The organism is Bartonella sp. P12B, assembly GCF_055796185.1.
This window is the reverse complement of record NZ_JBTTDI010000009.1, coordinates 1-24,482: the sequence shown is the minus strand read 5'-3', so window position 1 is coordinate 24,482 and position 24,482 is coordinate 1. Positions and strand designations below refer to the sequence as shown.

General features: G+C 42.7%; 30 protein-coding genes. 5 read left to right on the top strand and 25 right to left on the bottom strand.

Translation table 11 applies throughout. The features are described 5' to 3' along the window. Nucleotides 1–6: 6 nt before the first annotated feature. Together AC0QT1_RS06375 and AC0QT1_RS06370 are read right to left on the bottom strand one after the other, a co-directional pair. Nucleotides 7–399: a hypothetical protein gene (locus AC0QT1_RS06375; protein WP_473201042.1), complete on the bottom strand. Its 393-nt coding sequence runs from the start codon at nt 397–399 to the stop codon at nt 7–9. Between the two features lie 312 nt (nt 400–711). After that, nucleotides 712–1,029, bottom strand: coding sequence for an XRE family transcriptional regulator (locus AC0QT1_RS06370; protein ID WP_473201041.1), 318 nt, complete (start codon nt 1,027–1,029; stop codon nt 712–714). Nucleotides 1,030–1,505: 476 nt separating this feature from the next. Here AC0QT1_RS06370 and AC0QT1_RS06365 point away from each other — a divergent pair, with 476 nt between their 5' ends. Beyond that, nucleotides 1,506–2,657: a YdaU family protein gene (locus tag AC0QT1_RS06365; protein ID WP_473201040.1), complete on the top strand. Its 1,152-nt coding sequence runs from the start codon at nt 1,506–1,508 to the stop codon at nt 2,655–2,657. Here AC0QT1_RS06365 and AC0QT1_RS06360 read toward each other — a convergent pair. The 4 genes from AC0QT1_RS06360 to AC0QT1_RS06345 are packed head-to-tail and all read right to left on the bottom strand — an operon-like array spanning nt 2,638 to nt 3,358. Further along, nucleotides 2,638–2,844, bottom strand: coding sequence for a hypothetical protein (locus AC0QT1_RS06360; RefSeq protein WP_473201898.1), 207 nt, complete (start codon nt 2,842–2,844; stop codon nt 2,638–2,640). The two genes, AC0QT1_RS06365 and AC0QT1_RS06360, sit on opposite strands and share 20 nt — an antisense overlap. Next, nucleotides 2,832–3,014: a hypothetical protein gene (locus AC0QT1_RS06355; protein ID WP_473201911.1), complete on the bottom strand. Its 183-nt coding sequence runs from the start codon at nt 3,012–3,014 to the stop codon at nt 2,832–2,834. The genes AC0QT1_RS06360 and AC0QT1_RS06355 overlap by 13 nt, the downstream gene beginning before the upstream one ends. Continuing rightward, on the bottom strand, nt 3,002–3,208 hold the full coding sequence (locus tag AC0QT1_RS06350; protein ID WP_473201897.1) for a hypothetical protein: 207 nt from the start codon (nt 3,206–3,208) through the stop codon (nt 3,002–3,004). The genes AC0QT1_RS06355 and AC0QT1_RS06350 overlap by 13 nt, the downstream gene beginning before the upstream one ends. Before the next feature lie 27 nt (nt 3,209–3,235). Beyond that, nucleotides 3,236–3,358 carry a hypothetical protein gene (locus AC0QT1_RS06345; protein WP_473201896.1) on the bottom strand — a complete coding sequence of 41 codons (123 nt, stop codon included), beginning with the start codon at nt 3,356–3,358 and terminating at the stop codon, nt 3,236–3,238. Between AC0QT1_RS06345 and AC0QT1_RS06340 the strand changes: the two genes are divergently transcribed. Beyond that, on the top strand, nt 3,357–6,152 hold the full coding sequence (locus AC0QT1_RS06340) for a toprim domain-containing protein (protein ID WP_473201895.1): 2,796 nt from the start codon (nt 3,357–3,359) through the stop codon (nt 6,150–6,152). The two genes, AC0QT1_RS06345 and AC0QT1_RS06340, sit on opposite strands and share 2 nt — an antisense overlap. Here the strand turns inward: AC0QT1_RS06340 and AC0QT1_RS06335 are convergent. From AC0QT1_RS06335 to AC0QT1_RS06325, 3 genes are all read right to left on the bottom strand, one after another. After that, a complete protein-coding gene (locus AC0QT1_RS06335) occupies nt 6,074–6,691 on the bottom strand; it encodes a hypothetical protein (RefSeq protein ID WP_473201894.1) in 618 nt (205 codons plus the stop codon). The genes AC0QT1_RS06340 and AC0QT1_RS06335 overlap by 79 nt on opposite strands. A gap of 155 nt (nt 6,692–6,846) precedes the next feature. Next, entirely contained in the window at nt 6,847–7,158 is a 312-nt protein-coding gene (locus tag AC0QT1_RS06330) for a hypothetical protein (RefSeq protein WP_473201893.1), read from the bottom strand. A 274-nt stretch (nt 7,159–7,432) separates the two neighbouring features. Then, nucleotides 7,433–7,561 (bottom strand): hypothetical protein, encoded by a 129-nt coding sequence (locus AC0QT1_RS06325; protein WP_473201892.1) that lies wholly within the window; start codon nt 7,559–7,561, stop codon nt 7,433–7,435. A 275-nt stretch (nt 7,562–7,836) separates the two neighbouring features. Between AC0QT1_RS06325 and AC0QT1_RS06320 the strand changes: the two genes are divergently transcribed. The 3 genes from AC0QT1_RS06320 (at nt 7,837) to AC0QT1_RS06310 (ending at nt 10,403) form a co-directional block, all read left to right on the top strand. After that, nucleotides 7,837–8,490, top strand: a complete 654-nt coding sequence (locus AC0QT1_RS06320; RefSeq protein WP_473201891.1) for a hypothetical protein — start codon at nt 7,837–7,839, stop codon at nt 8,488–8,490. A 123-nt stretch (nt 8,491–8,613) separates the two neighbouring features. Then, the gene (locus AC0QT1_RS06315; RefSeq protein ID WP_473201890.1) at nt 8,614–8,880 is read left to right on the top strand and encodes a hypothetical protein; all 267 of its coding nucleotides are present in this window, start codon (nt 8,614–8,616) and stop codon (nt 8,878–8,880) included. Nucleotides 8,881–10,055: 1,175 nt separating this feature from the next. Continuing rightward, nucleotides 10,056–10,403, top strand: coding sequence for a hypothetical protein (locus tag AC0QT1_RS06310; RefSeq protein ID WP_473201028.1), 348 nt, complete (start codon nt 10,056–10,058; stop codon nt 10,401–10,403). 367 nt (nt 10,404–10,770) lie between these two features. Here AC0QT1_RS06310 and AC0QT1_RS06305 read toward each other — a convergent pair whose 3' ends face one another. The 16 genes from AC0QT1_RS06305 to AC0QT1_RS06230 all read right to left on the bottom strand — a co-directional run bounded on the left by AC0QT1_RS06305 (nt 10,771) and on the right by AC0QT1_RS06230 (nt 23,955). Beyond that, on the bottom strand, nt 10,771–11,790 hold the full coding sequence (locus tag AC0QT1_RS06305; RefSeq protein WP_473201889.1) for a DUF6990 domain-containing protein: 1,020 nt from the start codon (nt 11,788–11,790) through the stop codon (nt 10,771–10,773). 35 nt (nt 11,791–11,825) lie between these two features. Next, complete coding sequence (locus AC0QT1_RS06300) at nt 11,826–12,365, bottom strand: hypothetical protein (RefSeq protein WP_473201026.1); 540 nt, start codon at nt 12,363–12,365, stop codon at nt 11,826–11,828. 245 nt (nt 12,366–12,610) lie between these two features. Further along, nucleotides 12,611–13,204 (bottom strand): hypothetical protein, encoded by a 594-nt coding sequence (locus AC0QT1_RS06295; RefSeq protein WP_473201888.1) that lies wholly within the window; start codon nt 13,202–13,204, stop codon nt 12,611–12,613. A 313-nt stretch (nt 13,205–13,517) separates the two neighbouring features. Next, nucleotides 13,518–14,081: a hypothetical protein gene (locus AC0QT1_RS06290; RefSeq protein WP_473201887.1), complete on the bottom strand. Its 564-nt coding sequence runs from the start codon at nt 14,079–14,081 to the stop codon at nt 13,518–13,520. A gap of 5 nt (nt 14,082–14,086) precedes the next feature. Beyond that, nucleotides 14,087–14,335: a hypothetical protein gene (locus AC0QT1_RS06285; protein ID WP_473201023.1), complete on the bottom strand. Its 249-nt coding sequence runs from the start codon at nt 14,333–14,335 to the stop codon at nt 14,087–14,089. A 1,600-nt stretch (nt 14,336–15,935) separates the two neighbouring features. Then, on the bottom strand, nt 15,936–16,271 hold the full coding sequence (locus AC0QT1_RS06280; RefSeq protein WP_473201022.1) for a hypothetical protein: 336 nt from the start codon (nt 16,269–16,271) through the stop codon (nt 15,936–15,938). A gap of 1,045 nt (nt 16,272–17,316) precedes the next feature. After that, entirely contained in the window at nt 17,317–17,598 is a 282-nt protein-coding gene (locus AC0QT1_RS06275) for a hypothetical protein (protein WP_473201886.1), read from the bottom strand. Nucleotides 17,599–17,618: 20 nt separating this feature from the next. Next, nucleotides 17,619–17,828, bottom strand: a complete 210-nt coding sequence (locus tag AC0QT1_RS06270; protein ID WP_473201020.1) for a hypothetical protein — start codon at nt 17,826–17,828, stop codon at nt 17,619–17,621. Further along, nucleotides 17,818–18,177 carry a hypothetical protein gene (locus AC0QT1_RS06265; protein ID WP_473201019.1) on the bottom strand — a complete coding sequence of 120 codons (360 nt, stop codon included), beginning with the start codon at nt 18,175–18,177 and terminating at the stop codon, nt 17,818–17,820. Before AC0QT1_RS06265 ends, AC0QT1_RS06270 begins: the two co-directional genes overlap by 11 nt. A gap of 220 nt (nt 18,178–18,397) precedes the next feature. Continuing rightward, the gene (locus tag AC0QT1_RS06260) at nt 18,398–18,934 is read right to left on the bottom strand and encodes a hypothetical protein (protein ID WP_473201064.1); all 537 of its coding nucleotides are present in this window, start codon (nt 18,932–18,934) and stop codon (nt 18,398–18,400) included. Nucleotides 18,935–19,023: 89 nt separating this feature from the next. Next, nucleotides 19,024–19,521, bottom strand: a complete 498-nt coding sequence (locus AC0QT1_RS06255) for a hypothetical protein (RefSeq protein WP_473201063.1) — start codon at nt 19,519–19,521, stop codon at nt 19,024–19,026. A 470-nt stretch (nt 19,522–19,991) separates the two neighbouring features. Then, on the bottom strand, nt 19,992–20,156 hold the full coding sequence (locus AC0QT1_RS06250) for a hypothetical protein (protein WP_473201885.1): 165 nt from the start codon (nt 20,154–20,156) through the stop codon (nt 19,992–19,994). A gap of 209 nt (nt 20,157–20,365) precedes the next feature. After that, nucleotides 20,366–20,923: a hypothetical protein gene (locus AC0QT1_RS06245; protein ID WP_473201884.1), complete on the bottom strand. Its 558-nt coding sequence runs from the start codon at nt 20,921–20,923 to the stop codon at nt 20,366–20,368. 46 nt (nt 20,924–20,969) lie between these two features. Next, entirely contained in the window at nt 20,970–21,509 is a 540-nt protein-coding gene (locus tag AC0QT1_RS06240) for a hypothetical protein (protein WP_473201883.1), read from the bottom strand. Next, entirely contained in the window at nt 21,506–22,051 is a 546-nt protein-coding gene (locus tag AC0QT1_RS06235) for a hypothetical protein (RefSeq protein WP_473201882.1), read from the bottom strand. The genes AC0QT1_RS06240 and AC0QT1_RS06235 overlap by 4 nt, the downstream gene beginning before the upstream one ends. A gap of 1,601 nt (nt 22,052–23,652) precedes the next feature. Continuing rightward, nucleotides 23,653–23,955 carry a hypothetical protein gene (locus tag AC0QT1_RS06230; RefSeq protein WP_473201881.1) on the bottom strand — a complete coding sequence of 101 codons (303 nt, stop codon included), beginning with the start codon at nt 23,953–23,955 and terminating at the stop codon, nt 23,653–23,655. Between the last annotated feature and the right edge of the window lie 527 nt (nt 23,956–24,482).

Genomic DNA, 24,482 nt, shown 5'->3' with positions numbered 1-24,482 from the left:
AATTTTTCACCACCAGTAATCCTTCAAGACATCACACGGCCGCAAACGATGTTGTTTTTCGTAAGACCCATAGCGATTATCTTCATAATCGCGGGCGACTTTTTCCTCTAACCAGATATGATAAGCCTCACTATTCAGGATGAAAGGTTGAAGTTGGGTATTTTGTTCTTCGTCAATTTCATAATTTGCGACATAGGCATCAGCGAGTTGTTCACTAACATCCTCTGCATGCAGCGTCATGAGATCGAGACGCAAGATTCTTTGAACCGTTTCATATTCTTCAATGATTTCGAGCACTTCTTCGATTTGTTCGAGCGGTCCTTCATAAGCCTCGCCCTTTTCCTCCTCACAAAGAATGACAATAATTTCATCCTCTTTAACGAATGGAATATTTTTCATAATTTCCCCCCTTTCGATAGTTGATAAAGCACAGCTTTGTCTTGACAAGACAAAATATAGCGTTACCCTTATATCCTCTATGGGGGACAAGTCAATTATTTTATCCTTAATAAAAGATATATTTTTAGTCTTTATGACGCGCAACCACCGGCTATGGGCAAAATTCTGTGCTCTTTTGTTCACCTGACTCCCTTCCACTGTTCTCTATTTGTTCTTACTCAATGCAACCACAAACAGACAGGAGAGCTAAAATGAGTGATTTAAAATTGATAGAATACTGGCGCACTCTTGATTCAAAAACACAGAAAGAACTTATTCTGTTACTTCGGCAGTTGGTCGCCGCAAAAGAGTCAAGATTGCCTTCCTCTCTTCAGGAGAAATCTTTGAGATGAGTTCGATAAATTCTTTATCTTCAGGGCTTGCCCCCTGACCATAGAGAATATAATTCATACTGATATTAATTTCGTTGCAAATGCGCGAGAGGGACTCGATTGTTGGCTCTTTTCCCTCAGAGAGAATAGAATGAAGATACCCTGCACCTTTACCAGCGGCGAGGGAGACAGATCTTTTTGACCGTCCACTTTTTTCAAGAGTGCCACGTAATCTTTGTCGCCAACCATCGATATTCATAGTTTCACCATATAGCGCGTCTTTTAAAAAAAACACGTCCTTTTTGTAAAACGGGCTTGAAATATCCTCCAAAAAGGATAGAATTAAGAAGATAAATTTACTTTATTAAGGGGGAATAAACATTCATTTTTCAAATCAAGAGCACATTTCATCACTCCAAAAAATGCAAAAAGGCATCTCCCAAAGCCCTACAAGACTTCAGAAAGCCTCTTGCGTTTAAAACTATTGTTCCTCTTTATCGATGCCCTCTCCGTATTTTAAACGGTAAGGTTGCATACATCTAAACATGGCAAACGACTGTTAGACTTCATAAAGAAACACCTAAAAAGAGTCATCATTTCACAAAACAAACTGCACAAAACCGAAGCACCTATTTCTCAAGCGTACAATTTTCATCGAACGCTCCAAAACACATAAAATGCTGTTTTCGGTTTTGTACCACCAAAATAGAAAAACAGAAGGAAGAGGATTAAACCATGAAACAAACCAATCACCAAGAAACTCCTCACTATGAATCGTCTACGCTTCCTTATGTTTGTTGGTATCAGAATGATTTTCTAGGAGGGGTACGGGGAATGCGCGCCCACGAGATTGGAATCTATACGATTCTTCTCAATGAAATGTATGCACGTGGCCGTCCTCTAGAGTTATCGGAAACACGTTTAGCGCGTCTTTGTGGTTGTGACAAGCGAACTTTTGTAAATGTTTTAGAAATGCTCATTCAAGAGGGCAAGATTTTAAATTTAGCCAATGGTTTATGGAATAAGCGTTGTGAAAGCATCTTTCAAGAGCGGGCAAAATTGCTTGAACAGAAGTCCTTTGCGGGGCACTGTTCAGCAAGAAAACGCAAGAAAATCAATGCAGAGATTCAACAACTGCTCAACGGGAGTCCAAGAGATGCTGAACGAAACTCAGAAGCTCAAAAGGGAGAAGAAAAGGAAACACCTAACGGTGTTTCAGAAAAGAAATTTCTTTTACTGAACACAAAAGCATTAGAGGAAGAATCAAATGAGGAACAGCATCCCTGTTCATCCCCCTCACTTGATAAAGCGCCCCCTCACCCATCCAGCGAACAATTTCTCACCCCTTCCCAACAATTCTCTCATGAAACGGCAAAGAACTCTCTCAACGTGAGAGAAGGCAAAAAAAATTTTCTCCTCTCTGATGGAGCCGTAGAAAATTCTGTTACTTGTGATACAAACACAAAAAGCTCCCCCTCCTCAACTCCTGTAGTCTCTCTCACAAAAAGCGCCTCGGGCGAGAGCAGGCAGGAGCAAAGCAGTCCGACAAGTTGCGAAGGCAGGACAGCCAAAGGAACGATAGCGAAGGGCCACCGTCTTCCAACCGATTGGCAAGCAGACATTAACGCAGCGATTTCAGAAGGTTTAAGTGAAGATCAAGCGCGTTGGCAAGAAAAGAAATTTCGCGATTATTGGCAAGCCAAAAGCGGCAAGGAAGCGCTTAAAGTCGATTGGCAAGCCACATGGCGCAATTGGTATCGCCGAGAAATTGAACGCATAAAAGAACATCAAGAAAGGCTTGCCATTTTTAGCCAACATTCCAGCAAGCAGCCTTACAACGACAATGATGCTCTTTACCGCAGTCTCATCAACTACCACACGCGTTAACACCAGCACCCTTTTCGCAATCAAGTAAAAACGGAACCCACCATCCGGAACAATCGCCCAAAGGCTTCTCCCACAAGGGCACCAACACAGCAATGGCAAGTGCAACAAAAGCAGACACGGCAAGATTAGCACCAACACGCACAACAATGGCAATGACGCCCTTCACGCAATCGATCAACAACCCCATGGGTCAACATGAGCACCATTTTCACAATCAAGCAAAAACTTATCGCCCAAGCAGGGACAATCGCTGAAATGCTTCTCCCACAAGGGCACCAACACAGCCATGGCAAGCACAACAAGAGCAGACACGGCAATGACTATAACCCCCTTCACACAAACGATCAACAACCCCACGAGTCAACATGAGCACCCTTTTCGCAATCAAGTAAAAACGGAACCCACCATCCGGAACAATCGCCCAAAGGCTTCTCCCACAAGGGCACCAACACAGCAATGGCAAGTGCAACAAGAGCAGACACGGCAAGATTAGCACCAACACGCACAACAATGGCAATGACGCCCTTCACACAAGTGATCAACAACCCCACAGGTCAACATGAGCACCATTTTCACAATCAAACAAAAACTGAACCCACCAACTGGGACAATCGCTGAAATGCTTCTTCCACAAGGGCACCAACACGGCAATGACAACAGCCCCCTTCACGCAAGCGATCAACAACCCCACAGGTCAACATGAGCACCATTTTTGAGATCAAACAAAAACTTATCGCCCAAGCAGGAACAATCGCCCAAATGCTTCTTCCACAAGGGCGCAGACGCGGTAATGATTGGCTTGTAGGAAGCACGCGCGGCGAAACGGGCAAAAGCTTATCGGTGTGCTTAAGCGGCAATAAAGCGGGTCTTTGGTATGATTTTGCGGAAGGCAGAGGCGGTGACCTTTTAGATCTTTGGTGTGAAGTCAAAGGGATAAGTCTTTCTCAAGCACTAGAAGAAGCGCGTGCCACTCTCAATCTGACGCGTCCAAAACCCTTTATGGCACCCCATCGCTCCTATCGTCGCCCACCAGTTCCCACAGGTGGAACACCGCAAAATTTAGTAAAAACCTATCTCAATCAAGAGCGCCATATTCCCCTAGAGATTTTAAAGCGTTACCGCATAGGAGAAGAGGGTGAAAAAATCATTTTTCCCTTTTATAAGCCGGATGGCACCCTAGCCATGGTGAAAGAACGGCTCGCACAAGCAGGTGCAAAACCGAAACCAACAACAGCACAGTGTGAACCGATTCTCTTTGGCTGGCAAGCTCTTTGCTCCCCAGCACAAGCCCCCGCAGCCGCACACACCACCCCCGCATCCGCACACACCACCCCCGCAGCCGCACACACCACCCCCGCAGCCGCACACACCACCCCCGCATCCACACACACCACCCCCGCAGCCATACACACCACCCCCGCAGCCACGCACACCACCCACGCATCCGCACACACCGCCCCCGCAGCCACGCACACCACCCCCACAGCCACGCACACCACCCCCGCATCCACGCACACCACCCCCACAGCCACGCACACCACCCCCGCATCCACGCACACCGCCCCCGCATCCACGCACACCACCCCCGCATCCACGCACACCACCCCCGCATCCACGCACACCGCCCCCGCATCCACGCACACCACCCCCACAGCCACGCACACCACCCCCGCATCCACGCACACCACCCCCGCAGCCACACACACCACCCCCGCATCCACGCACACCACCCCCGCATCCGCACACACCACCCCCGCAGCCACACACACCGCCCCCGCATCCACGCACACCACCCCCGCAGCCACACACACCGCCCCCGCATCCACGCACACCACCCCCGCAGCCACACACACCACCCCCGCATCCACGCACACCGCCCACGCATCCGCACACACCACCCCCGCATCCACGCACACCGCCCACGCATCCGCACACACCACCCCCGCATCCACGCACACCACCCCCGCAGCCACACACACCACCCCCGCATCCACGCACACCACCCCCACAGCCACGCACACCGCTCCTACATCCACGCACACCACCCCCACAGCCACGCACACCGCCCCCGCATCCACGCACACCGCCCCCGCATCCACGCACACCACCCCCACAGCCACGCACACCGCCCCCGCATCCACGCACACCACCCCCACAGCCACGCACACCGCCCCCGCATCCACGCACACCACTCCCATAAATCAAACATTTGCTTCGACCAATCGAACTCTTGTTATCACTGAAGGAGAAATTGATGCACTTTCCTTAGCAGCCTATGGATATCCGGCAGTTTCTGTCCCGTTTGGAGGAGGCGTTGGTGGAAAACACAACTGGATTGAAAATGAATTTGACAATTTAGAACCTTTTGAGACCATTTTTTTAGCCACCGATATGGACAAACCGGGTGAAGAAGCAGCCCATGAAATTGCCAACCGACTTGGTCGCCACCGTTGCTATCGCGTTTGCTTACCCCGTAAGGATGCCAATGACTGTTTAACTTCTGGTATTGATGCAGCCACCATAAAAGCAGCCTTTTTATCAGCAAAAAGCTTTGCGCCAAAAGGTTTACGCCGCGCCTCAGACTATAAGGATCAAGTGATAGGGCTGTTTTGGCCAACGCCTGAACAGCATGAAGGCTATACGGCTCCCTATCCGAAACTCAATGGGAAATTATATTTCCGTCCAGCGGAATTAACGCTATGGAGTGGTGCAAGTGGTGCCGGCAAGAGTCAACTATTATCAGACTGTATTCCCCATTGGATTTCGCAAAAGAGTCGTCTTTGCTTAGCCTCCCTAGAAATGAAAGGAGAACAATCGCTACGCCGTTTAACAAAACAAACAGGAGGCTTAGAACAACCGACCAGAGAAATGATTGAACGGATTCTTCATTTTTTAGACGACGGGCTGATTCTCTACGAGCATGTTGGTAAATCAAGCGTTGACACACTGCTAGATGTTTTTGACTATTGCCGTGCGCGCTATGGTTGCGATCAATTTATCATCGACAGTCTCATGCGGCTTGGTATCTGTTCAGATGACTATGCGGGACAAGAACAAGCGGTTTATAAGATGGTTGATTGGGCTGTTTTAAACGCCGTTCACATTCACCTTGTCGCCCATGCCCGCAAAGGAGGGCTGGATAAAGAGATCCCCGGCACGGAAGATATTAAAGGGGCCTCAGAAATTGGTGCCAATGCCTTTAACATCATCACCATTTGGCGCAATCGATCCTTAGAAGACAAAATTTTTGCCGCGTCAGGTGAAGAAGAAAAAGCAGAATTAGCCAAACGCCCTGGTGTGATTATGAATATCGCCAAACAACGTTCAGGTGATTTTGAAGGTAAAATTGGTCTTTGGTTTGATCCCAAAACCTACCGCTATCGCTGCTCCCATGAACAGCCCCTCACGCCAAGGCGTTATCTTGAACGCAAAGCCAACGCCCCCCTCTCCAATAACCAAGCCCATAGAACCCTCACACACCTCACCCCCTCATAAGCAAACAGAACAATCAACACACCTATGCAGGAATATACCCCATCATCCGAGATCACAAACCAGTCAACCCCCATATTCCTCGCTCCCATACGCGCCAAACTCGCGACCACTCCAACAATGCCGGCAAACACCAAAAGCTTCAAAAGCCATACACAACGCGCCGCCCATTCACTGTGCACCCTTGAAAGCACAATCACGAACAGCTCCAACAATGCAATGATCCCCGCCACTATTAAGGAAATATCCCACATCACCTCAGAACGCTTTAATTCCTGATAGGCAAAAACAAGAGCAACGCCCACAATGCAGCAAAACACCAACGCCTTCAAAAACACCAACCACGCAACAGTCGTGCTCTTTGCCCCCACCCCGATAAAAACAAAGACAGCACTCACAACACCGCAAAACACCAGCCCTTGCAGAAAGACCTCCCACGTCACAACGGGCATCCCCGTAGTTACATAAACCCAACCAAGAAAAAAACCGACAAGACAACAAAACTTCACTGCCGTTAAAAACACGCCCCGCATAGCAGCCATACGCCCGCTCCTTTATAAACAACCCCAAGCACGATGCAACAAAACACTTCTCATTTCAAGAACCAATCCCCCATGACACGAAGGCACCTCATTCCCACAGAAGCAAAATCAAGGATAGTTCCAACAATGCAAAGCCCCCCATCACCCCCCCCACATCACACCACAACGCTTGACTCCCCTTGAACAACGATAGAGATAACACCAAGAGCAATGCCCATCATGAAGCAAAACACCCACTTATTCGAGAACCAAAGCCAGTCCAAACCAATTCGCTCTGTTTGCCTACAAATAAAATCGTCAACAGGGGGAAGAATGAAGCTAGCCCCCGCACACACCCAGAACAATTCCCGCGTAACCCCAAACCTCCTCGATACTCTATAAAGTAAAGCATAGGCACCACAGATGACACCAAAGACAATGCCACAAAACGCCAACCGCTCCAAAAATACACCCCACGTAATGGCCATAGCTCACTCCTTATCAACAACAACACCAACAATACAGTAAAACGCCAACCAATTCAAAAACAACACACCATATGCCCCGCATCTTCTGCTTCCTTATGCACCCGTCCTCTATATGCCTTCCCCTTGATAAACCAAGGACAACTCCAACCATGCAGCAAAACACTTCCATTTCAAGAACCACGCCCATAGCCCCTCAACACACATCACTTTTCATAAGAGAACAAAAGAAAAGCACCATCATCAAGAGAAACATCCTCTCATTTGAATACCAGAGCTAGCAAACACACCTCTGCTTTGCTCTCTCAGAAATAAAAACAAGGACAACTCCAACCATGCGAACACCACCAGCACCGGCAAGAACAATCCCCACACAACAGCGATCCCCCCGCTCCTTTATACGCACAAACGAAAGACACCGCCAACAATGCGGCAAAACACCATCCCCTTTGAGAACGCCTTCTGCTTAAAAGCAAGCGTGCATAAAAATTCCCCTCAAACACCGAGCTATCAGTGCCAACATCCAAACAAAACAGAGCCCCTCAATTTCCTAACACCCAATACTTTCCCAAGGATTCCCCAAGGAGACAATAACCAAAGCTTATCCCCCTCATGCGCCCACAACTACTGACAGCCGATTTTTTGAACGGAAAATAAAATGATGATTTTGGAGGAGATGACATGAACCATCAAGAGAAAAGAATCAACCAAGAGGACCACAAAAACAACACACACCCTTTTGCTTCCTCCGACCACGGCGAAGAGCAACCGCACATTGGCCACCTAAAGACACAAGAAATTGCTGTTGAAACAAGCAATCCTTATTTTCAACCGGCTCATCGAGAAAGCTCCAGCAATCCGCGCACGATCAAAGCCATTGCCAATGCAAAAAGCCGTCCGATTGCCCTTTTATATGCGAAAGGGCATCTGAGCAAAGCGCAATATAGGGCAGCAGAACGGTTTTATCTTTATTGGCGTCAAACTCAAGCAGATCTTCACATGAGCCCTGACTATACACGTGAAAAGGTTGCAAACAGCCAAGGTTACACACACCCTATTGAACGTCAGATAGAAGCCTCCACGCATTTACAAAAGGTCAAAGTTCTGCTTGGTGTTCTTGGCTATTCACTTGTAGAAAAGGTTGTTGGTTACGATCAAGCAATCAAAGAATTAAGCGACTCAAAACGCAAACAAAACTCCCTTGCGGATCATTTACGAGACTGTTTAGACTTACTCGCATTTCATTGGGGCTACGCAAACCAAAAGAGCTCTGTATCATCTTCCACCACAAAGAACACAACAACAAATGAAGACATCCCTCCATACAACCAATAAACCCCAGTGAGCCAATAAAACTCAGTGAGATTGTAAAAGAACGAAACATCAGAGAGAGGACGCAAGCCCGCAAAACGAATCAAAACAACAGCAAGCACCATCGACACCCCTCCATCGCACACCTTGGCTGGAAATCACACGCACCAAACAGCCCCTCCATCACACACCTTGGCTGGAATCACACGCACCAAACAGTCCCTCCATCACACACCTTGGCTGGAATCACACGCACCAAACAGCCCCTCCATCACACACCTTGGCTGGAATCACACGCACCAAACAGTCCCTCCATCGCACACCTCTTCACTGGCAATCACACTCCCCCCATCCTTCATCCTCTCGCAAATTCCTTTACCAACAATTAACCTTACTGAAGGCTTTCCATTTTAAAAAAAATTTGCAATTTTTTCAGACTTTTCTACCCAAATTTTCTCATCTGTTATCTGATCATGTTCTCATCAATCGAGTCTATAGCCTTCCCTCTGCTCTCACCCCTAAGCAGATTTTCAAACTTATTTTTTCTTCAAAATTTCATTTTAAAATAAAAGTATTTTCTATAACGACAGAACGATATCTATAACAGAGACTATTGATAGGATGTGTATTTGAATAAAAATATATTTTACTGCATTGCTTAAAGAAAAAGAACAAATATGGCTCTCTTTTTTTCTGTCTAATATCTCATTATGTTTATTATTTTAATGCAAGAATTTTATAAGCACATCGCTTATAAATCTTAAATCTTGTATGAAAAAAAAAGATCAAGAAACGCCCTAATAAGAGCAGCAAAGGACCCGTATTCTTTGAGATTTTTCAGCTTTTTCCTCTGAGAGCACCTTACTCAATTTATCATAAAATCATCACAATATTGAGGATAATCATCGCAAATATTGAGGATACAGAATAAAGTTTCTATAGAAACTGCGCCAATCACTCGATATAAGATAAGAAAATCTAATCCCTATGGGGTGCATCTAACCCTCATAAGATGCACCCCAATTTACGGGATGCACCAACCCTCATAAAGTGCATCCCGCCCCTCATAGGGTGCATCTAACCCTCATAAGATGCACCCCAATTTACGGGATGCACCAACCCTCATAAAGTGCATCCCGCCCCTCATAGGGTGCATCCAACCCTCATAAGATGCACCCCAAATCTTACGGGATGCACCGACCCTCATAAAGTGCATCCCGCCCCTCATAGAGTGTATCCTACCCCTCATAGAATATACCCCAACCCCTTACGGGGTGTTTGCAGCGCTTATGGATGCTCAGCGCTTATAAGCACCTTGGCTATAGGCACAAAAAGACGTTTTTTCAGCAGCTCTTTTTGTCACCCATTTTGTATGAGTCTCTGTAAAGACTCTTAAAAACAACCTTTATGCATCCATAAAACAGATTCTGAAAGAATTCATTAAGGCAATTAAGGGTTAATTTTGTCAATTTCTAGACAAACTTCTTTCTTTTTCATGTTTGTTGCATTTTTACTATAGGTATTTAACTAAAATTTATATATAATACATTTTGATATTTATTTCTATAAATAAATATAGGAGAAAAACTATGAATATAAGATATTTTTTCATAGCAAGTGCAATCACCAGTGGCTTAGCTCTTGCACTCCAAGACTCTGATCGTATAGTTAATAAAGAAGAAGCACCAATTGTTTCTCCTTATACTGTTGATGAAGTTGATAAAAATGATTTACAGCTTCTCGAACCAACAAGTGGCTCATTTGATACATCGGATATACTAAAAAACAAAAGTAACTGTTGTAAAAAAGAGAGGGGAATAGATGATTTATATCATACAGGAAAAAATTTACTCTATGCGCTCACTGACTTTTTGCGTTCTGCTATCATGGTTTGCGTACAAATACTTTTTTACAAGAAAATAGGGAGTCTTTTCTAAAGCCCCCCATAGAGCGTCATAGATAAAAATGAAGAGGCCCCAATAAAGATGGGGCCTTATTTTTACTTTACTTCTTTCTCTCAATGAAAAGATTGCTTTGTTTTCTCTTCTCAACAAAAAGGAAACAGAGAGAATGAAAACCTGCCCCAACAGCTTTTCTTTGTACAGCAATCATCTTTTCCTCCACGAGGGAAGGATGAGTTTTTCTTTAAAGCCATAGAGCAATCACTTTGCTACAACTCTTTCCCAGCAAAATTTTTCAAGGAATTTTCAATGCACTTTTTAAAGCATGGTGTTGTTTTCTTATTTTCCTTAAAATTTTTGATTGTAGGAAGTGCCTTTTTTCCTCACCCATGAAGCATCTCAACTAATCAATGCTGACATCGAGAAATTCTAGTTCACCATCCTTGATATAAACGATATCGAAACCGTACTTCTTCTCTTCAACTTTAAAGATCGCTTCCTCATCATACACAATGAATCCTTGTTCCCTTAATTCCTGTCTTTTGCGTTCGGCGCATTTTCTCTGAAAATCTCGTTTTATATTGCACAAATTTGGGTCTCTAAATCTAAAATCCCGATACTCATGAGCGTTCAAGAACAGTTTATCTGCCGCCCGTTCAAGAACAGCGTAACTAAGCTGCTCTGTTTTAGCCACCTCTTGTGCTATCACCATAGCCCGTTCAAGATGGCTTTCGTCAAGATTTGCCGATTCGCTCCCGACATCAAAGCCAAGCCGATTGCCTGCTGCCAAGCGTTTTTGATAAGAGCGTAAAGTCTTCCCATCACCAAGCAGCGCAAGAGCTGCAAGATGCGCCAGAGCATAAGGTGCCCCATTGGTTTTAACAGCTAACTGATCGACGTATTCATCAGTTGACCAAATTATAGTGTTGTTTTCCCAAGGCGGCGCACTATAGCGAGAGTGAAACATTTCCTGAAGACGTGTATCATCCATCACCCATTGTAAAGTTTTATCAAGCTCCTGCTTTAAACGCTTCCCCGTCACTCTTTCTTCGAAAATTTCTAGTCCTCTAGCCACAAAACTCAAATGCACCACTGGCAAAATTTGAGAATTATCAGGATTAATGGTCTGGCAAGCTGCGGCAAAAATACCGGTCATAACTAAAAGCCCACGATCAAAATTTGGGCAATCTTTGCTCATTTCGTCATGTTCGTCATTTTCATCATGTTCGTCATTATAGAGAAACTGCACTTCGCGATCGGGCAAGAAGAGGGTAGCCAAATGATCCCCTCGTCCCTCGATTTCCACCGACCACCCCAAGCTCTTTAAAAGCGCTGTCGCACTTTCCATGGTCAGAACTTCGTCATCATCAACAACTTCATAAAGCTCTTCTTGTCCTTCTTCTCCGCCATTTTGCTCATCCATATCTCTTTCCCTCATGACTTAACAAAGATTGTATTCTACTCTTGCAACACTTTTTTCAGTTCTCCTCTCACGCGGCTATACAGTCTCGCCTGCTTAAAGACACCATAATAAAAATATAAAATAGCCATGCTAAAAGGCGAAATATACGTTACCGCACAGACAAGCACGAGAGAAAAAAATGCGATAACAGTCTCGTACCTATGCCCCTTATTGCTCTTTTTATACCGGTTATTTTGGTGCCAAGGTATTTTCTCCCATTGCGGATTGACTCCTTTTAATTTTCCTACATTTTTTTCCAACAAAACCAATAAGATGACGTAAAGTATGATCATAATCGGGATCAAAGCAAGAACACAGACGGCAAAAACTTGCCAATACACTAAGAGAGAAAAAAGTGTAGTCTCCGCCCATACTGTAAATTTCCATTTTGCGAAGGATGGCATAAAGAGAATCCTATTCCACAGCTCAATGATAAGTGAGAGGGAACAAATGACGATAATTTCTCTCGGAGAAAGAAGAACTTTCTCGATAAAAAAGCGCCTTTTGTCGTAAAATTCTGCATTTTTCTGCTTCATTTCCCCTGCTTTTCCCCTCTGCTCTTTTTGACCATAGTGCAATTCCCCCTACCGCTTTTTTACCCCGTTTTTTACCATGAAACATTGATTGCGGACATTCCAAGCTCTTTAAAAGCGCTGTCCCCCTTTCCATGGTCACAACTTCGTCATCATCAACAACCTCATAAAGCTCTTCTTATCCTTCTTCTCCGCCATTTTGCTCATGCATATCTCTCTCCCTCTCATGACTTTACAAAGATTATATTCTACTCTTGCAACGCTCCTTTCAGTTCTCCTCTCACGCGGCAATACATTTTTATCTGCTTAAAGACACCATAATAAAGTTCTAAAAGGAACACGGTAAAAAAAGAAATAAACAATGATAGCATTCCAAGCACGACAGCAAAGAATAGGATAACAGTCTCGTAGTGATCCTCCCTGTTACTTTTTTTACACCCGTTGTTTTGAAGCCAGGGTATTTTCTCCCATTGCTGATTGACACCTTTTAATTTCCGCATATTTCTTTTCGACACACCCCATAAGATGAGGCAAAGTATGATCATAATCGGTATCGAAGCGAGAACACAGATGGCAAAAACTTTCCAGTACATCAGGAGAGAAAGAAGCATAGTCTCCTCCCACGCTGTAAATCCCCCCTCCATTATAAATTTCTCTTGTGCCAAGGATGGCATAAAGAGGATTCTACTCCCCAGCACAATAATGAGTGAGAGGAGACAAATGACGATATTTTCTCTCGGAGAAAAAGGGAAGTCCTCGAAAAAAGAGCGCAGTATATGATAAAATGTTGGATTTTTCTGCTTCATTTCCCCTGCCCTTTCCCCTCTGTTCTTTTTGACCATAACGCAATTCCCCTTTCACTTTTGACTTCGTTTTTTTACCATAAAACACTTTTTACAAGAGCACAATTTTTAAGGACATGTCCATTTTATTGACATTCCAAGCACTCTCTATGCTTTTTCACCGCTCTGTCTAATAACCCAGTCACCTTAGAATACAACCTCAAACGCTTGAGAAAAGAATAATACAGCGCAATCACGGCTATCGTTAAAAAAACATCAAGGATTATCGCCACAAAAGGCAAGAGAAAGTTTAATTCCACCATAGTCCTCCCCATGAGATGAGTCATTTTTTTCCCTCCTAGCCTTTCTCTTGCTAAAGAATTTTCTCTTGTCGTCGGGTTAATTCCTCCAACTGCAGGATCTTTTTTTTCAACTCAGATGTTAAGAGGGCACGAAGCACTAAAATAACAGGAACCATTAGCAAAACACATGCCGAGATCAAAAACAACAGCGAAAAAAGCAAGCTAAAAACTTCTAACCCCTTACTGTTGACAGGACGATTCAGTTCCCACCAAAAAGCGCTATAAAGCCCCGCCTTAAAAACTATAATGATAAGAGAAATGGAGGATATAATGAGCGTATCTTTCCAAGAACACGCCAGCCATTTTTTGAATATAAGGGACCTTTGCTCTGTCTCGAGAATTGAATTTTGGCACCCTGACTTTTTTTCACGTCTTTCAAGATGACAAAAGCACTGGAGAGACTCTTTCCCCCCCCCATTCCTTTGTTTTTTCACGCGGCAATACACTCTCAAACGCTTGAAAAAAGCATAATAAGGCAGCACGATGACCATATTAACAAAGATGCCAAAGACCACGGTATTAAGAAACAGGCACAAAGTAAACGGTGTTGTAAGCAGCAGAGTTGCTAATCCCATAGCCCTTATCCTTGAACCGATTCATCTTGCTCCGTTGCCTGTTCTCCTTGCTGTTTTGTTTTGTTCAATTTCCGCTCTCGTATGCTGTGAATTCCCCAAAGGATAGAAAAAGATGTGAGAAGACAGAGCCAAATTAAAACCGGAAGAAGAAAAATAGCATGCCCCACACCACTCCATCCCTGCAATATCTGTATGGCAGTCTTTGCACAAGCTTGGACCTCTAAAGCCATTATGATGGAAAATGCGCAGGACATGATGACAAAGCTGCGTAAGATTATTTTATAATTTCTAAAAGAAAAAACCGATAATTTTTTATATGAAAAAGAAGACAATTTTTTATAAGATGCTGAATTTTTCTTCTTCATGTTTTCCCCTACTTGTTACCCTTTCATTGTTCTTAAAGTTTTTATCCTCTTCTTGATCGCCTAAAAAAGAGCTGTTATTTTTCTCCACACTGGACTGCTTTAAGCTGTTTTTTTAAGCCTCCACTTTTTACCCTCCATAAATTATAATTCCCCATCCCTTATTGCGGAAGTTACCCCTCAGCCCCATTGTTCAACGTTTTGCTTTCGCAATCAGCACCCAAAAAGAGACAATCGTGCTGAGTATCTTTGTTATCCACTTCATAGATATTTTCTCATCATACACAATAAAACCTTGTGCTCTTCATTGTTGTTTTTCTCCTCAACAACTTTTTTATGCCAAGCCCTCTTTTTATTGTAAACACCCCTTTATTGATTGCACAACTCTTAAATCTCTCGCTCTGCAAGTCTGAGTGCACTTCACTTTCAGGAACAATTTTCAACCTGTTCCAGCAACGCATCACTGAGTTGCTTTGTCTTTTCCCTCTCTTTTCCCATTACAGCACGTTCAAGATGCATTTCTCTATTCTTTTTCTCAAAGCCAAGATGATTGTCCCCAACGGATTTTCCCCAAACGGATTTTCCCCAAACGGATTTTCCCCAAACGGATTTTCCAAGTCAAGTTCCAAAGTCAATTTTCCCAAGTTGTTCTCTTTGCACAAAACTTTGTCTGTAAGAGCACAAATCTCCACCTCACCAAGCAAAGCAAGCCCCCCAAGATACCACTAAGCATAAGAGGCTCTCTTTGTTTCGCCTTTGTTCCAAAAAGGAAATTTCCTTAAAGAAGTCTCCTTTTCCAAGGGAGGGGTGCCCATGAGTAACGCAGCAATGCATGAAAAGCAATTTCTCACCATCCTTTTGCTTCAACAAGCACCTGTTTCAAGCACCCTCTACGCACCTTTCTTAAAAAATTTCCAATTCCTTCACCACAAAATCCCGTTAAAAGCCCGACAAAATCTTAGAATTGTTCGGATCAAGCGTGTCATAAATCATGAGAAGAAGACCGCTCATAACGCACAAACCACAATCAAATTGGAGCTATCTTTCCCTTTCTCATCACGACAATCCTCTCTTTTCTCGTCCTTAGAATTCTTCATTCTCTCATCATGACACCGATACAACACTTCACGACCGGATCAATGCGTGCGTGCCAGAGGATCAGCTTTTTTCTCATTTTCTCAATTTCATTCACCAATCACAAATTCTTTAAAAGCGCTATCGCACCTTCCATAGCCAGAACATCATCATATTCACAAAGCTCTTCGCGGACTTCTTCTTCACGCATCTGCTGAATTATTCCCCTCACCTATGGGCGGCACAAACATTATATCATGAAGCACTTTTTTCAGTTCTTTTCTGACCTGGTAATACAATCTTGCCCGCTTAAAGACAGAGTAATAAAGTGCAAAAATGAACATGTTAATGAAAAATACAAAGTCAACCACGAGCCGTATCACGGACATGATCGCTGCAAGATTATTTTCCATTTCCCCTACTGCTCCTGACTCATTTTTTCGCGTTGCCGAATTGCTTCTTTCAGTTTTTTGATATTTTTTTTCAAAAGAACGCCCAATATAATACGAAGCACCACCATAATTGGTATCAGACTAACAACACATCCCGCTATAATGGCCCAAATAAGCCCAGCAAGAGCAAGAGTCGTATTTTGCCACTTTGTCAAGTCCAACCCTAACCAGAGCAGCACGATAAACATCACAGAGATAGCAGTAAAGCAGAAGATAACTTTATACTCTCTCATTGAGAGACGCGCTTGCTCGAAGAAAAAAAAGCGTGGCTCTTTTTTAAGTTCTAAATTTTTTTGCTTCATTTTCCCCCGCTCTATCTTTTATTCTCAAATTTCTAATTTCTTTTCATCTCTTATAAGAGTTATTCTCTATAGAAGGATTATTGATTTTTCTCAAGACGTAATTGCATCCGCCCCCTTTCTAACCATAAATTTAATTGCCCATTTTTCGTCATGAAAAGATTAAAACAAAGTTTTTTGCGTTTTTCAAACCAAAGAGCGCTCCTTCATCACCCCCATGAAATTCCTGTTTTTTTATTGTTCTTTTCGCTGTCAGTTCTTTTCACTTTCAACGATATACTCTTTATTGACACGAATTGCAGGGCTCTCTCAGTTCTGAGAGCAAACCAACTCTGTATAAACACTCGGACTGCTTCTCATTTCAAGCAAAGCGTAACAGACTTGCTTTGTCCTTTCCTCTCTTCTTCCCTCACAAAACACATTCAAGATGGCTTTTGGTACCTTTGCAGAGCCAATATTGATACTGGTAAGGGACTACACCGGTAGGACGATACCCGTAGGACTAGATCGGTAGGACTAGATCGGTAGGACTAGATCGGTAGGACTAGATCGGTAGGACTAGATCGGTAGGACTAGATCGGTAGGACTAGATCGGTAGGACTAGATCGGTAGGACTAGATCGGTAGGACTCTACAAACAATATTGACATTGAAGATACTCTCATCACAGAGACTCCCACTAAAATCAAGTAGTTGATGACCTCTCAAAAAGCTTTTATGGTAAAATAATTCTAGGATCTCAACATCGCTAAGCACAGCGAAAATCGTAAAAGACAATAAAGCATCCTGCAAGAAAATGCTTCACGGGGTTCCCATCACAGGGAGTCATTGCGCCAATGATTTTGCCCCATAGATCTTCCCTCTTAAAAAAGAAGCATAGAGCGCAACAACGCCCCCGAGCGACCAAATCAAAAATGATGGCTCGAAAAAACAGCCATGAAGAACGACGAAACAAGTCTCGCTTTAGGTTTGATTTTAAAAGCTTCCCTTGCCACTACTTACAGTCCCCCACTTGGCAGGTCTCCGCTTGGGCAAGATGACGAGAGCGCCTATTTTTCTGACTGCTGGCTCTCTGCTTCTAACTGCTGAATCATTTTTTGCAATTGACGCGTCACTATAAGATGGAGCACCCAAATAATCGGAGAGAATAAAATAGCACAACCAAGAATCCATGCAAGCGGCTGTAAAATTGTGAAGGAAAAGGAATCATAGCCCCACGCACTCAAAAACCCTACAACAATGGCTATCGGAGCCGTCGTCATGATTGCAGCGATATAAAATATTCTTTTATAATCTTGCCAAGAAAGAGAAAGCTGTTCTTTATCAAACATGGAAGACTCTTTTATCTTGTTTATCTTGCTCTTGTTTTTCTTGAGATCTCTGCAACCACGCTATCGCGTTCTTGCAGCACGCGTTTGAGCTCCTGTTTGGCTTTACAAGACAATTTTGCGTTCTTGATCAACAGGGAAAAAAGCACCAAAGCTGGCATAATAGTTAGAACACCGGCGATTGTCGAAGTCAAAAAACGTAACGTCATTAATGCTATAAAACTACTGGTCATCGTTTACCCCTATCGTACCCTTTATATAGAGAGCTTTATCGCGTTGTTTAATTGCTTCTTCCAATTGTTGATTGACTTCTCTCAATTTGCCATGAGATCTTAGACAGAGAACCCCAAGAATGAGTGTGAAGAACATCAGACACCCTGCTATAAAATTTGGAAGAAAGGTTATAAAAGCCTTCGCATCACTGCTCTCCCCAATCATGCTCAAGAAAGGGGGTAGACTCTGTAAAATTCCAAAGAGAATAGAGATAAACAACAGCATTTTATATTTTTTACGACCAAAATCTAGAGATTCTATAAAAGAAAAGGAGCCAAACCCTGTATTAAGGGCTGAATTTTGGCTCATTTTTCCTCTCTCCTGAAAACTTAGCGGCATCTTCTTTTTCATCTCTCTCAGTAGACTGAAATACAATCTCGCACGTTTAATAACAAAATAAGGAAGCCCGATGATAACCATAAAGAATAAAATGGCCATTATGATGAGCCCTAAAAGACCCCAATATCCGATAAACAAAAGCACTTTTTTCCCTCTCGTATTCTATAGACTTAATCAGTCTAGCAGCACCTTAAGAAAACTGTTCTAATCTTTTCATTATTTTTTTCACTTTCTGATTAAGCATAGCGTAGAGTATCAGAATCACCGGTAAAGAGAAGGCAAACAAAGCCCAAACCAAAGCCATTAATACAGCTGTAAAGCCATAAACGAAAAACCCTACAGGATGACTTTGAAAAAACTGTTTCATCACTTGACTGACGTCCATTCCCATCAATCCCACCACCCCAACCCACACAGCTGAGATTATGATGGGCGCAGACATTATAAGAAAGACAATCAAAGAGGAAATGAATATTCTTTTATAATCTTTTCCTGAAAGAGCCAAAAACTCTTTAAATGCAAGGGGATTAGTTTGCATATCACAGAGTATAGTCTGCACTCTTTTGTCTGTTTCATGCCCATTGAAGCCCAGTGTTTCCCTGTTTTGTAGTTTCTTAAAGAACTTAGAAAACGCTCTCAAACGCATAGCACGCTTCACAAAAGAATAATAAAGTGCAAGAATTGCCATAACAGCACAAACACCCGCTATGAGGTAAACGATACCCATTGACACAATGAACACTATTGCGGTTGATATTACAAAAAAATCCACCTTTTTCTCCCTATGGTCTTCTATAAAGCAATTGGTTTTCTTGGCTATTTTGGTGATTTTTCCAATTGCCGAACCATTTCTTTCAAGTTCCGATTTAAAATGATGAATAAGAATAAAAGGCTAGGAAAAATTATTTGAATCCAGCCAAGGATTGCTTGTGGTAAGAAACAGAGAAAAGCCCAAACGCCATTCCATCCCGCAGCACGCCACAATTCTTCTGTATGCTTTCCATCTGACGATAACTGTCCTTGGAATATTTCTTTAAGATTTTCCAGAAACGTTCCTTGCTTTTGTGTCTGAACCATGTCTTGAAGCTGTTCATTAGAGATCACGTGAAAATAATCCAGAGGATTGATGTAATATGTAGCAACAGTAGCCAACAAGACTAACACAGCCAAACAAAAGATGAGGATATAATCTTCTGCCGAGAAAGCCATCTTCTTTTTGAAAGCAAAAAGCTGCGCTCTCTCAAACGTTCCCTGAGGGACAGAAGCCGTCCCCCCACGATTTTGTAAAGATTGCTGGTGTGGTTTATCTATCATCACGCTGAGATTCCCCCCTTCTTAAAGATTTTAGACGCTCACCAAAGTGAAGCCTCTGCTAAAAACTCTTCTTATAACCGTGCACCTTCCCTCATATCATGCTTTTCAGTTTCTCAACAAAACGAGGAACAATGCCACACATTTTAAAAAGAATCACATGACATAAACGAACACAGTCAAAGTAAGAAGTTCCTTTAACACCCCAAATAGGAAAAGTAAAACACTTAAAAGAGAAACGCATTGATAACTTTACCCCTCTCCTATTCTTTTCCCTTTTTAGCACTCTACAGAGAAATGACTCTCTCTCCTTATAATCGAACCATCTTGTTATCGAATTGCCTTTGATTGTTTTTTATGCGTTGTTTTATCTCAATACTGAATCATTTCTCTCAATTGACGCGTCACAACAACATGGCGCACCCCAATCATTAAGGAGAATAAAACAGCACATCTAAGAATTAATAACGGCTTTAAGAAAAATCAACAGTTGTAAGATCATAAAGGAAAAGAACGCAAACATCCCCCCACGTTTTCCAAAATCCTACAACAATGGCTGTCGTCATCATAACCGCAGAGACGTAAAATATTCTTTTATAATCTTGCCAAGAAAGAGAAAGCTGCTCTTTATCAAACACTGAAGATTCTTTTATCTTGCTATTGTTTGTTTGAAATCTCTGTAAGAACGCTATCGCGTTCTTGAAGCACGCGTTTCAACTCCTGTTTGGCTTTACAATACACTCTTGCACGCTTGATAAACAGGTAAAAAAGCACCAACATCGGCAGAGTAATAAAAACGCTTACTATTATCCAAACCAGCAAAGAGAAAACGATTAATGCTATAGAACTACTGGTCATCTTTTCCCCCTGTTGCACTCTTTATGCGGAGAGCTTCATCGCGTTGTTCAGTTGCTTCTTCCAATTGTTGGACCACTTTTCTCAATTTACCAGTTAATCTGATCAAGAACACCCCAATAAGAGGAGACAAGAGAAAAGCATAGAGTGATAGAATCCCCAAGAGCAGAGTTATAAAAGCAACTCCTTCACTCTTCCACCAATAGAGATTCCCTATAGAGAAGAGAGGCTGTAAAATGATAAGGATGAGAGAGATGAAAAACAATATTTTACACTCTTTTGGCCAAAGGAACAGAGACTCTTTGAAAGAAAGCAAGCGTCTTTTTGCATCGCGTGCTAAATTTTGCCCCTTTATTTCCCTCTCATCATTGCTTAATTGTTGGATTGCCTTCTTTTGTTGCATCATGTTCTCTCTCAATTCCTGAGCCATGCTACAGTACAGTCTCACAAACTTGATAAAAGAGTAAGCAGCCCCAATGATAACCATAAAGAATAAAATGACAATGATGCCAAGTCCTAAAAGACCCAAATATTCTGTAAAAAAAAGCACTTTTTTCCCCTATCACATTGTGTGAAACAATTGATTTCGTTTCTTCTCAAGCAAACTTTTCCAATTTCCTTATCACTTTTTCCACTCCATAATTAAGGATCATATGGAGGATCAAAAGGACTGGTAAAGAGAAGACAATACATTCCCACATCATAAAATACAGTTGGAAGGCGACGTCAAAAACCCTAAGAAAAGCAGGGGCATGCGTTGCCAAGAAAGCCGCGGATGTTGGGAGAAAAGCCATAAAACTCGCGATTCCCGCAAAACCAGCAACCATGATAAAAGCGACCAAAAAAATGATTATATAATCTCTTCTTGAAAGCGTGAGAGATTCTTGAAAGGAAAAGGCATTTAACTTTGTCCCAAGAACGCTCTTGTGCCCCTTCTTCTCGTTCTTCTCATTGCCCAATTTCTGCATTGCACTGTTTTTTAGTTTTCGAAACATACTAAACAACACCGCAGCACGCTTAACAAAAGAGTAGTAAAGTGCAATAATTGCCATAATGGTAACAAAGCTAACCATGATAAAGCTTAGCCCAACCAGCACAGATACCCCTATTACATTTAAGATGAAAATAACAGTCACTTTCCCCCCCTCTTATGTTCTGCTAAGTCATGGATACCTTGCTGCTCGAGCGGTTTTTCCAATTGCTGAAACATTGCTTTTAACTCACGCTTCAAGAGAGCAGAGTAGACAAAAATGAGTGGAAAGAACCCAACAAGAGCTCCATAAATGAAGAGCGGTAGAAAACAGAGAAGAGCCCAAACACCATTCCACCCCGCAGCACGAAACAATTCTACCATCTGCATTTGTTGGCGATAACTTTCTTGCCAAGACTGTGCGGTCAAATTTTCCAGAAACGCTCCTTGCTGCTGTTCTGGAACCATGGCTTGAAGCTGTTCCCTAGAGATCACGTGAAAATAATCCAGAGGATTGATGTAGACTACCGCAGCCATAGCCAACAAGACGATCACAGCCAAACAAAAGATGAGGATATAATCTTTTGCTGAGAGAGCCAGCTTCTTTTTGAAAGCAAAAAGCTGCGCTCTCTCAAACGTTCCCTGAGGGACAGAAGCCGTCCCCCCACATTTTTGCAAAGATTGCTGGTGTGGTTTATCTATCGTCACGCTGAGATTCCCCCCCTTCTTAAAGATTTCAGACGCTCACCAAAGTGAAGCCTCTGCTAAAAACTCTTCTTATAACCATGCACTTTCCTTCATATCATGCTTTTCAGTTTCTCAACAAAACGAGGAACAATGCCACACATTTTAAAAAGAATCACATGACATAAACGAACACAGTCAAAGTAAGGAGTTCCTTTAACATCCAAAACAGCAAAAGTAAAACACTTAAAAGAGAAACGCATTGATAACTTTACCCCTCTCCTATTCTTTTCCCTTTTTAGCACTCTACAGAGAAATGACTCTCTCCTTATAATCGAACCATCTTGTCATCGAATTGCCTTTGATTATTTTTATTGTTTTTTCTCAATGCTGAATCCCTTTTCCCTCACAAAGCAAGAAGGATGCAGACCAGCAAATCAGAGAAACACTGACAAAACATATTCTAAGCAGCATTCACCCACAACACGGATGATGCCCCCATGCGCTTTACTTTTCCAATTGTATTGCATTAAAAAGCGTTAAATCCTGCTAAAAAGAGGACGTAAAACGAAAGGAAGAAACCTTTGCCCCTCTCTATGTCTCACTTCAAGGAACAAGCCGGCATCATCATGATATTTTCTCGCTTCCAAGGGTCTGTTTGCCAACTTCCAATGGTGCGAGAGCCCTTGCATCAAGACGATTCATGAGAGGCAATTCAACGCCTTTTCGCCCAGAGTTATCCCCCACGATAATCCCCTTTATAAGGAGCAAGAAGATTGTTTTGATGGATTCAATTAAAAGGGTTTAAAAGAGAAGAATCTTACGCTCTTCGAACCTGTCATTCCAGGTGCAAACGATGAATTCTCTTCATAAATCAATGTATTAATTAAGCAAGCACTCTTTAGAGGGACCCTCTCACACCTCTATCAGACAGAGGATCATTTTATTTCATCCATAAGTTTTATTAGACCCATAAGTAAGTTTGATTTCACCCAGTCGATTGGATCGTCAATACAAAGCCCAAGAAATCAACATTAAGAGCAATCACCCCACATCAAAGCAAACGAATCCTTTTTATCAAAGGAACACTCCCTTTCTTTGTATGATAAACCACACTTTACGGGGCACAATTTTCGTGTGGAGCGCAAGATTACCGTGCAAAAGAGCCCGTTATTGTCTTTCTTCAGAATTATTTTTTCAGATTTAAGAATGACCGCTTTTCAGAACGGCATTTCTGAAAACGCCCCCCTTGTTACACCCCTCAGAGAAAAAAAAACGAAAAAGACGCTTTTGATCTTTTCCTTAGATTCTTCTCCGAAAGGAGCATTTTTTTGAAGGCAAGGAGCAGCGCTCATTTACTCAATTTTGAGCTCTGCCCCTTCTCTTTTCACCATGCCTTTTACAAGAAGACGCTTTATCAGCACACTCTAGCAGCATACCTTTGTTTCTATGACTTTTTAACTCTTCTTGTTGAGTTCTTCATCCATTCTAAGATACAATCTTAAACGTTTGACAAAAAAGTAATAAATTCCGACCAGAACCATACTATTTAAAACAGCAATGATGATAAGACCAAAAAAGGCAAGAATACCCAACAATAGTGTAATAATAATCATTTTTTCCCCCTATCGTGTTTGTGCAACAGCAGATTCATTTTGCTGTTCAGATGATTTTTCCAATTGCTGAAACATTGCTTTCAAACGTCGATCAATGATGAAATGGAGGATCAAAACAACCGGTAAGAAGATGACAGCCAACGCCCATAGAAAAGTCGGCAAGAAGATTATGAAATCCATAAAGCCCTCGCCCCCAGTATAAATTCCTCCAACGAATAATCCGAAGAAAAACATAGGCAGATACACGGCTCGAAGGGCCCCTAAGATCAACAAAACGAGAGCGATGCACAAGATCATTTTATAATCTTTCATCGAAAGCACCATATCCCCTTTGAAGGACAAGAGCTTAGATCCCTTACCATATGCTGCGGCGCCCTTTTACGTTTTGGCATATTCGCGTTGTGCTTGTGATTTGTCTTGTGGTGGTATATTTTCATTTGTCATGCTGACATTACTCCGCTTTTTCATTTTTTTACAAACCAACTCTTACGAGACACTTGCCTAGAGCTTTTTCACGGATTTTCCCCCCATATTCAACATGTATAAGAAAACACGCACATACCAATGAACAGCACGAAATGCCATGAACCCAATTCAGCACGAACACCCTAACTTTTCGCACCCCTTGGCTCTTTGCACCCAATGAAACAAAACAGCCAACGCCCATTCACAAGTATTTGACAGCTTTATGCATTAAGGATTCGTTTACCAGTCTTAATAAAACTTTTCAATCCCTTCTTTTGCGTTTTCCTTCACAAGTTTTTTCCAGATCTCAAGCACTGGTTAACACCGGCACTGGTTAACACCGGCACTGGTTAACACCGGCACTGGTTAACACC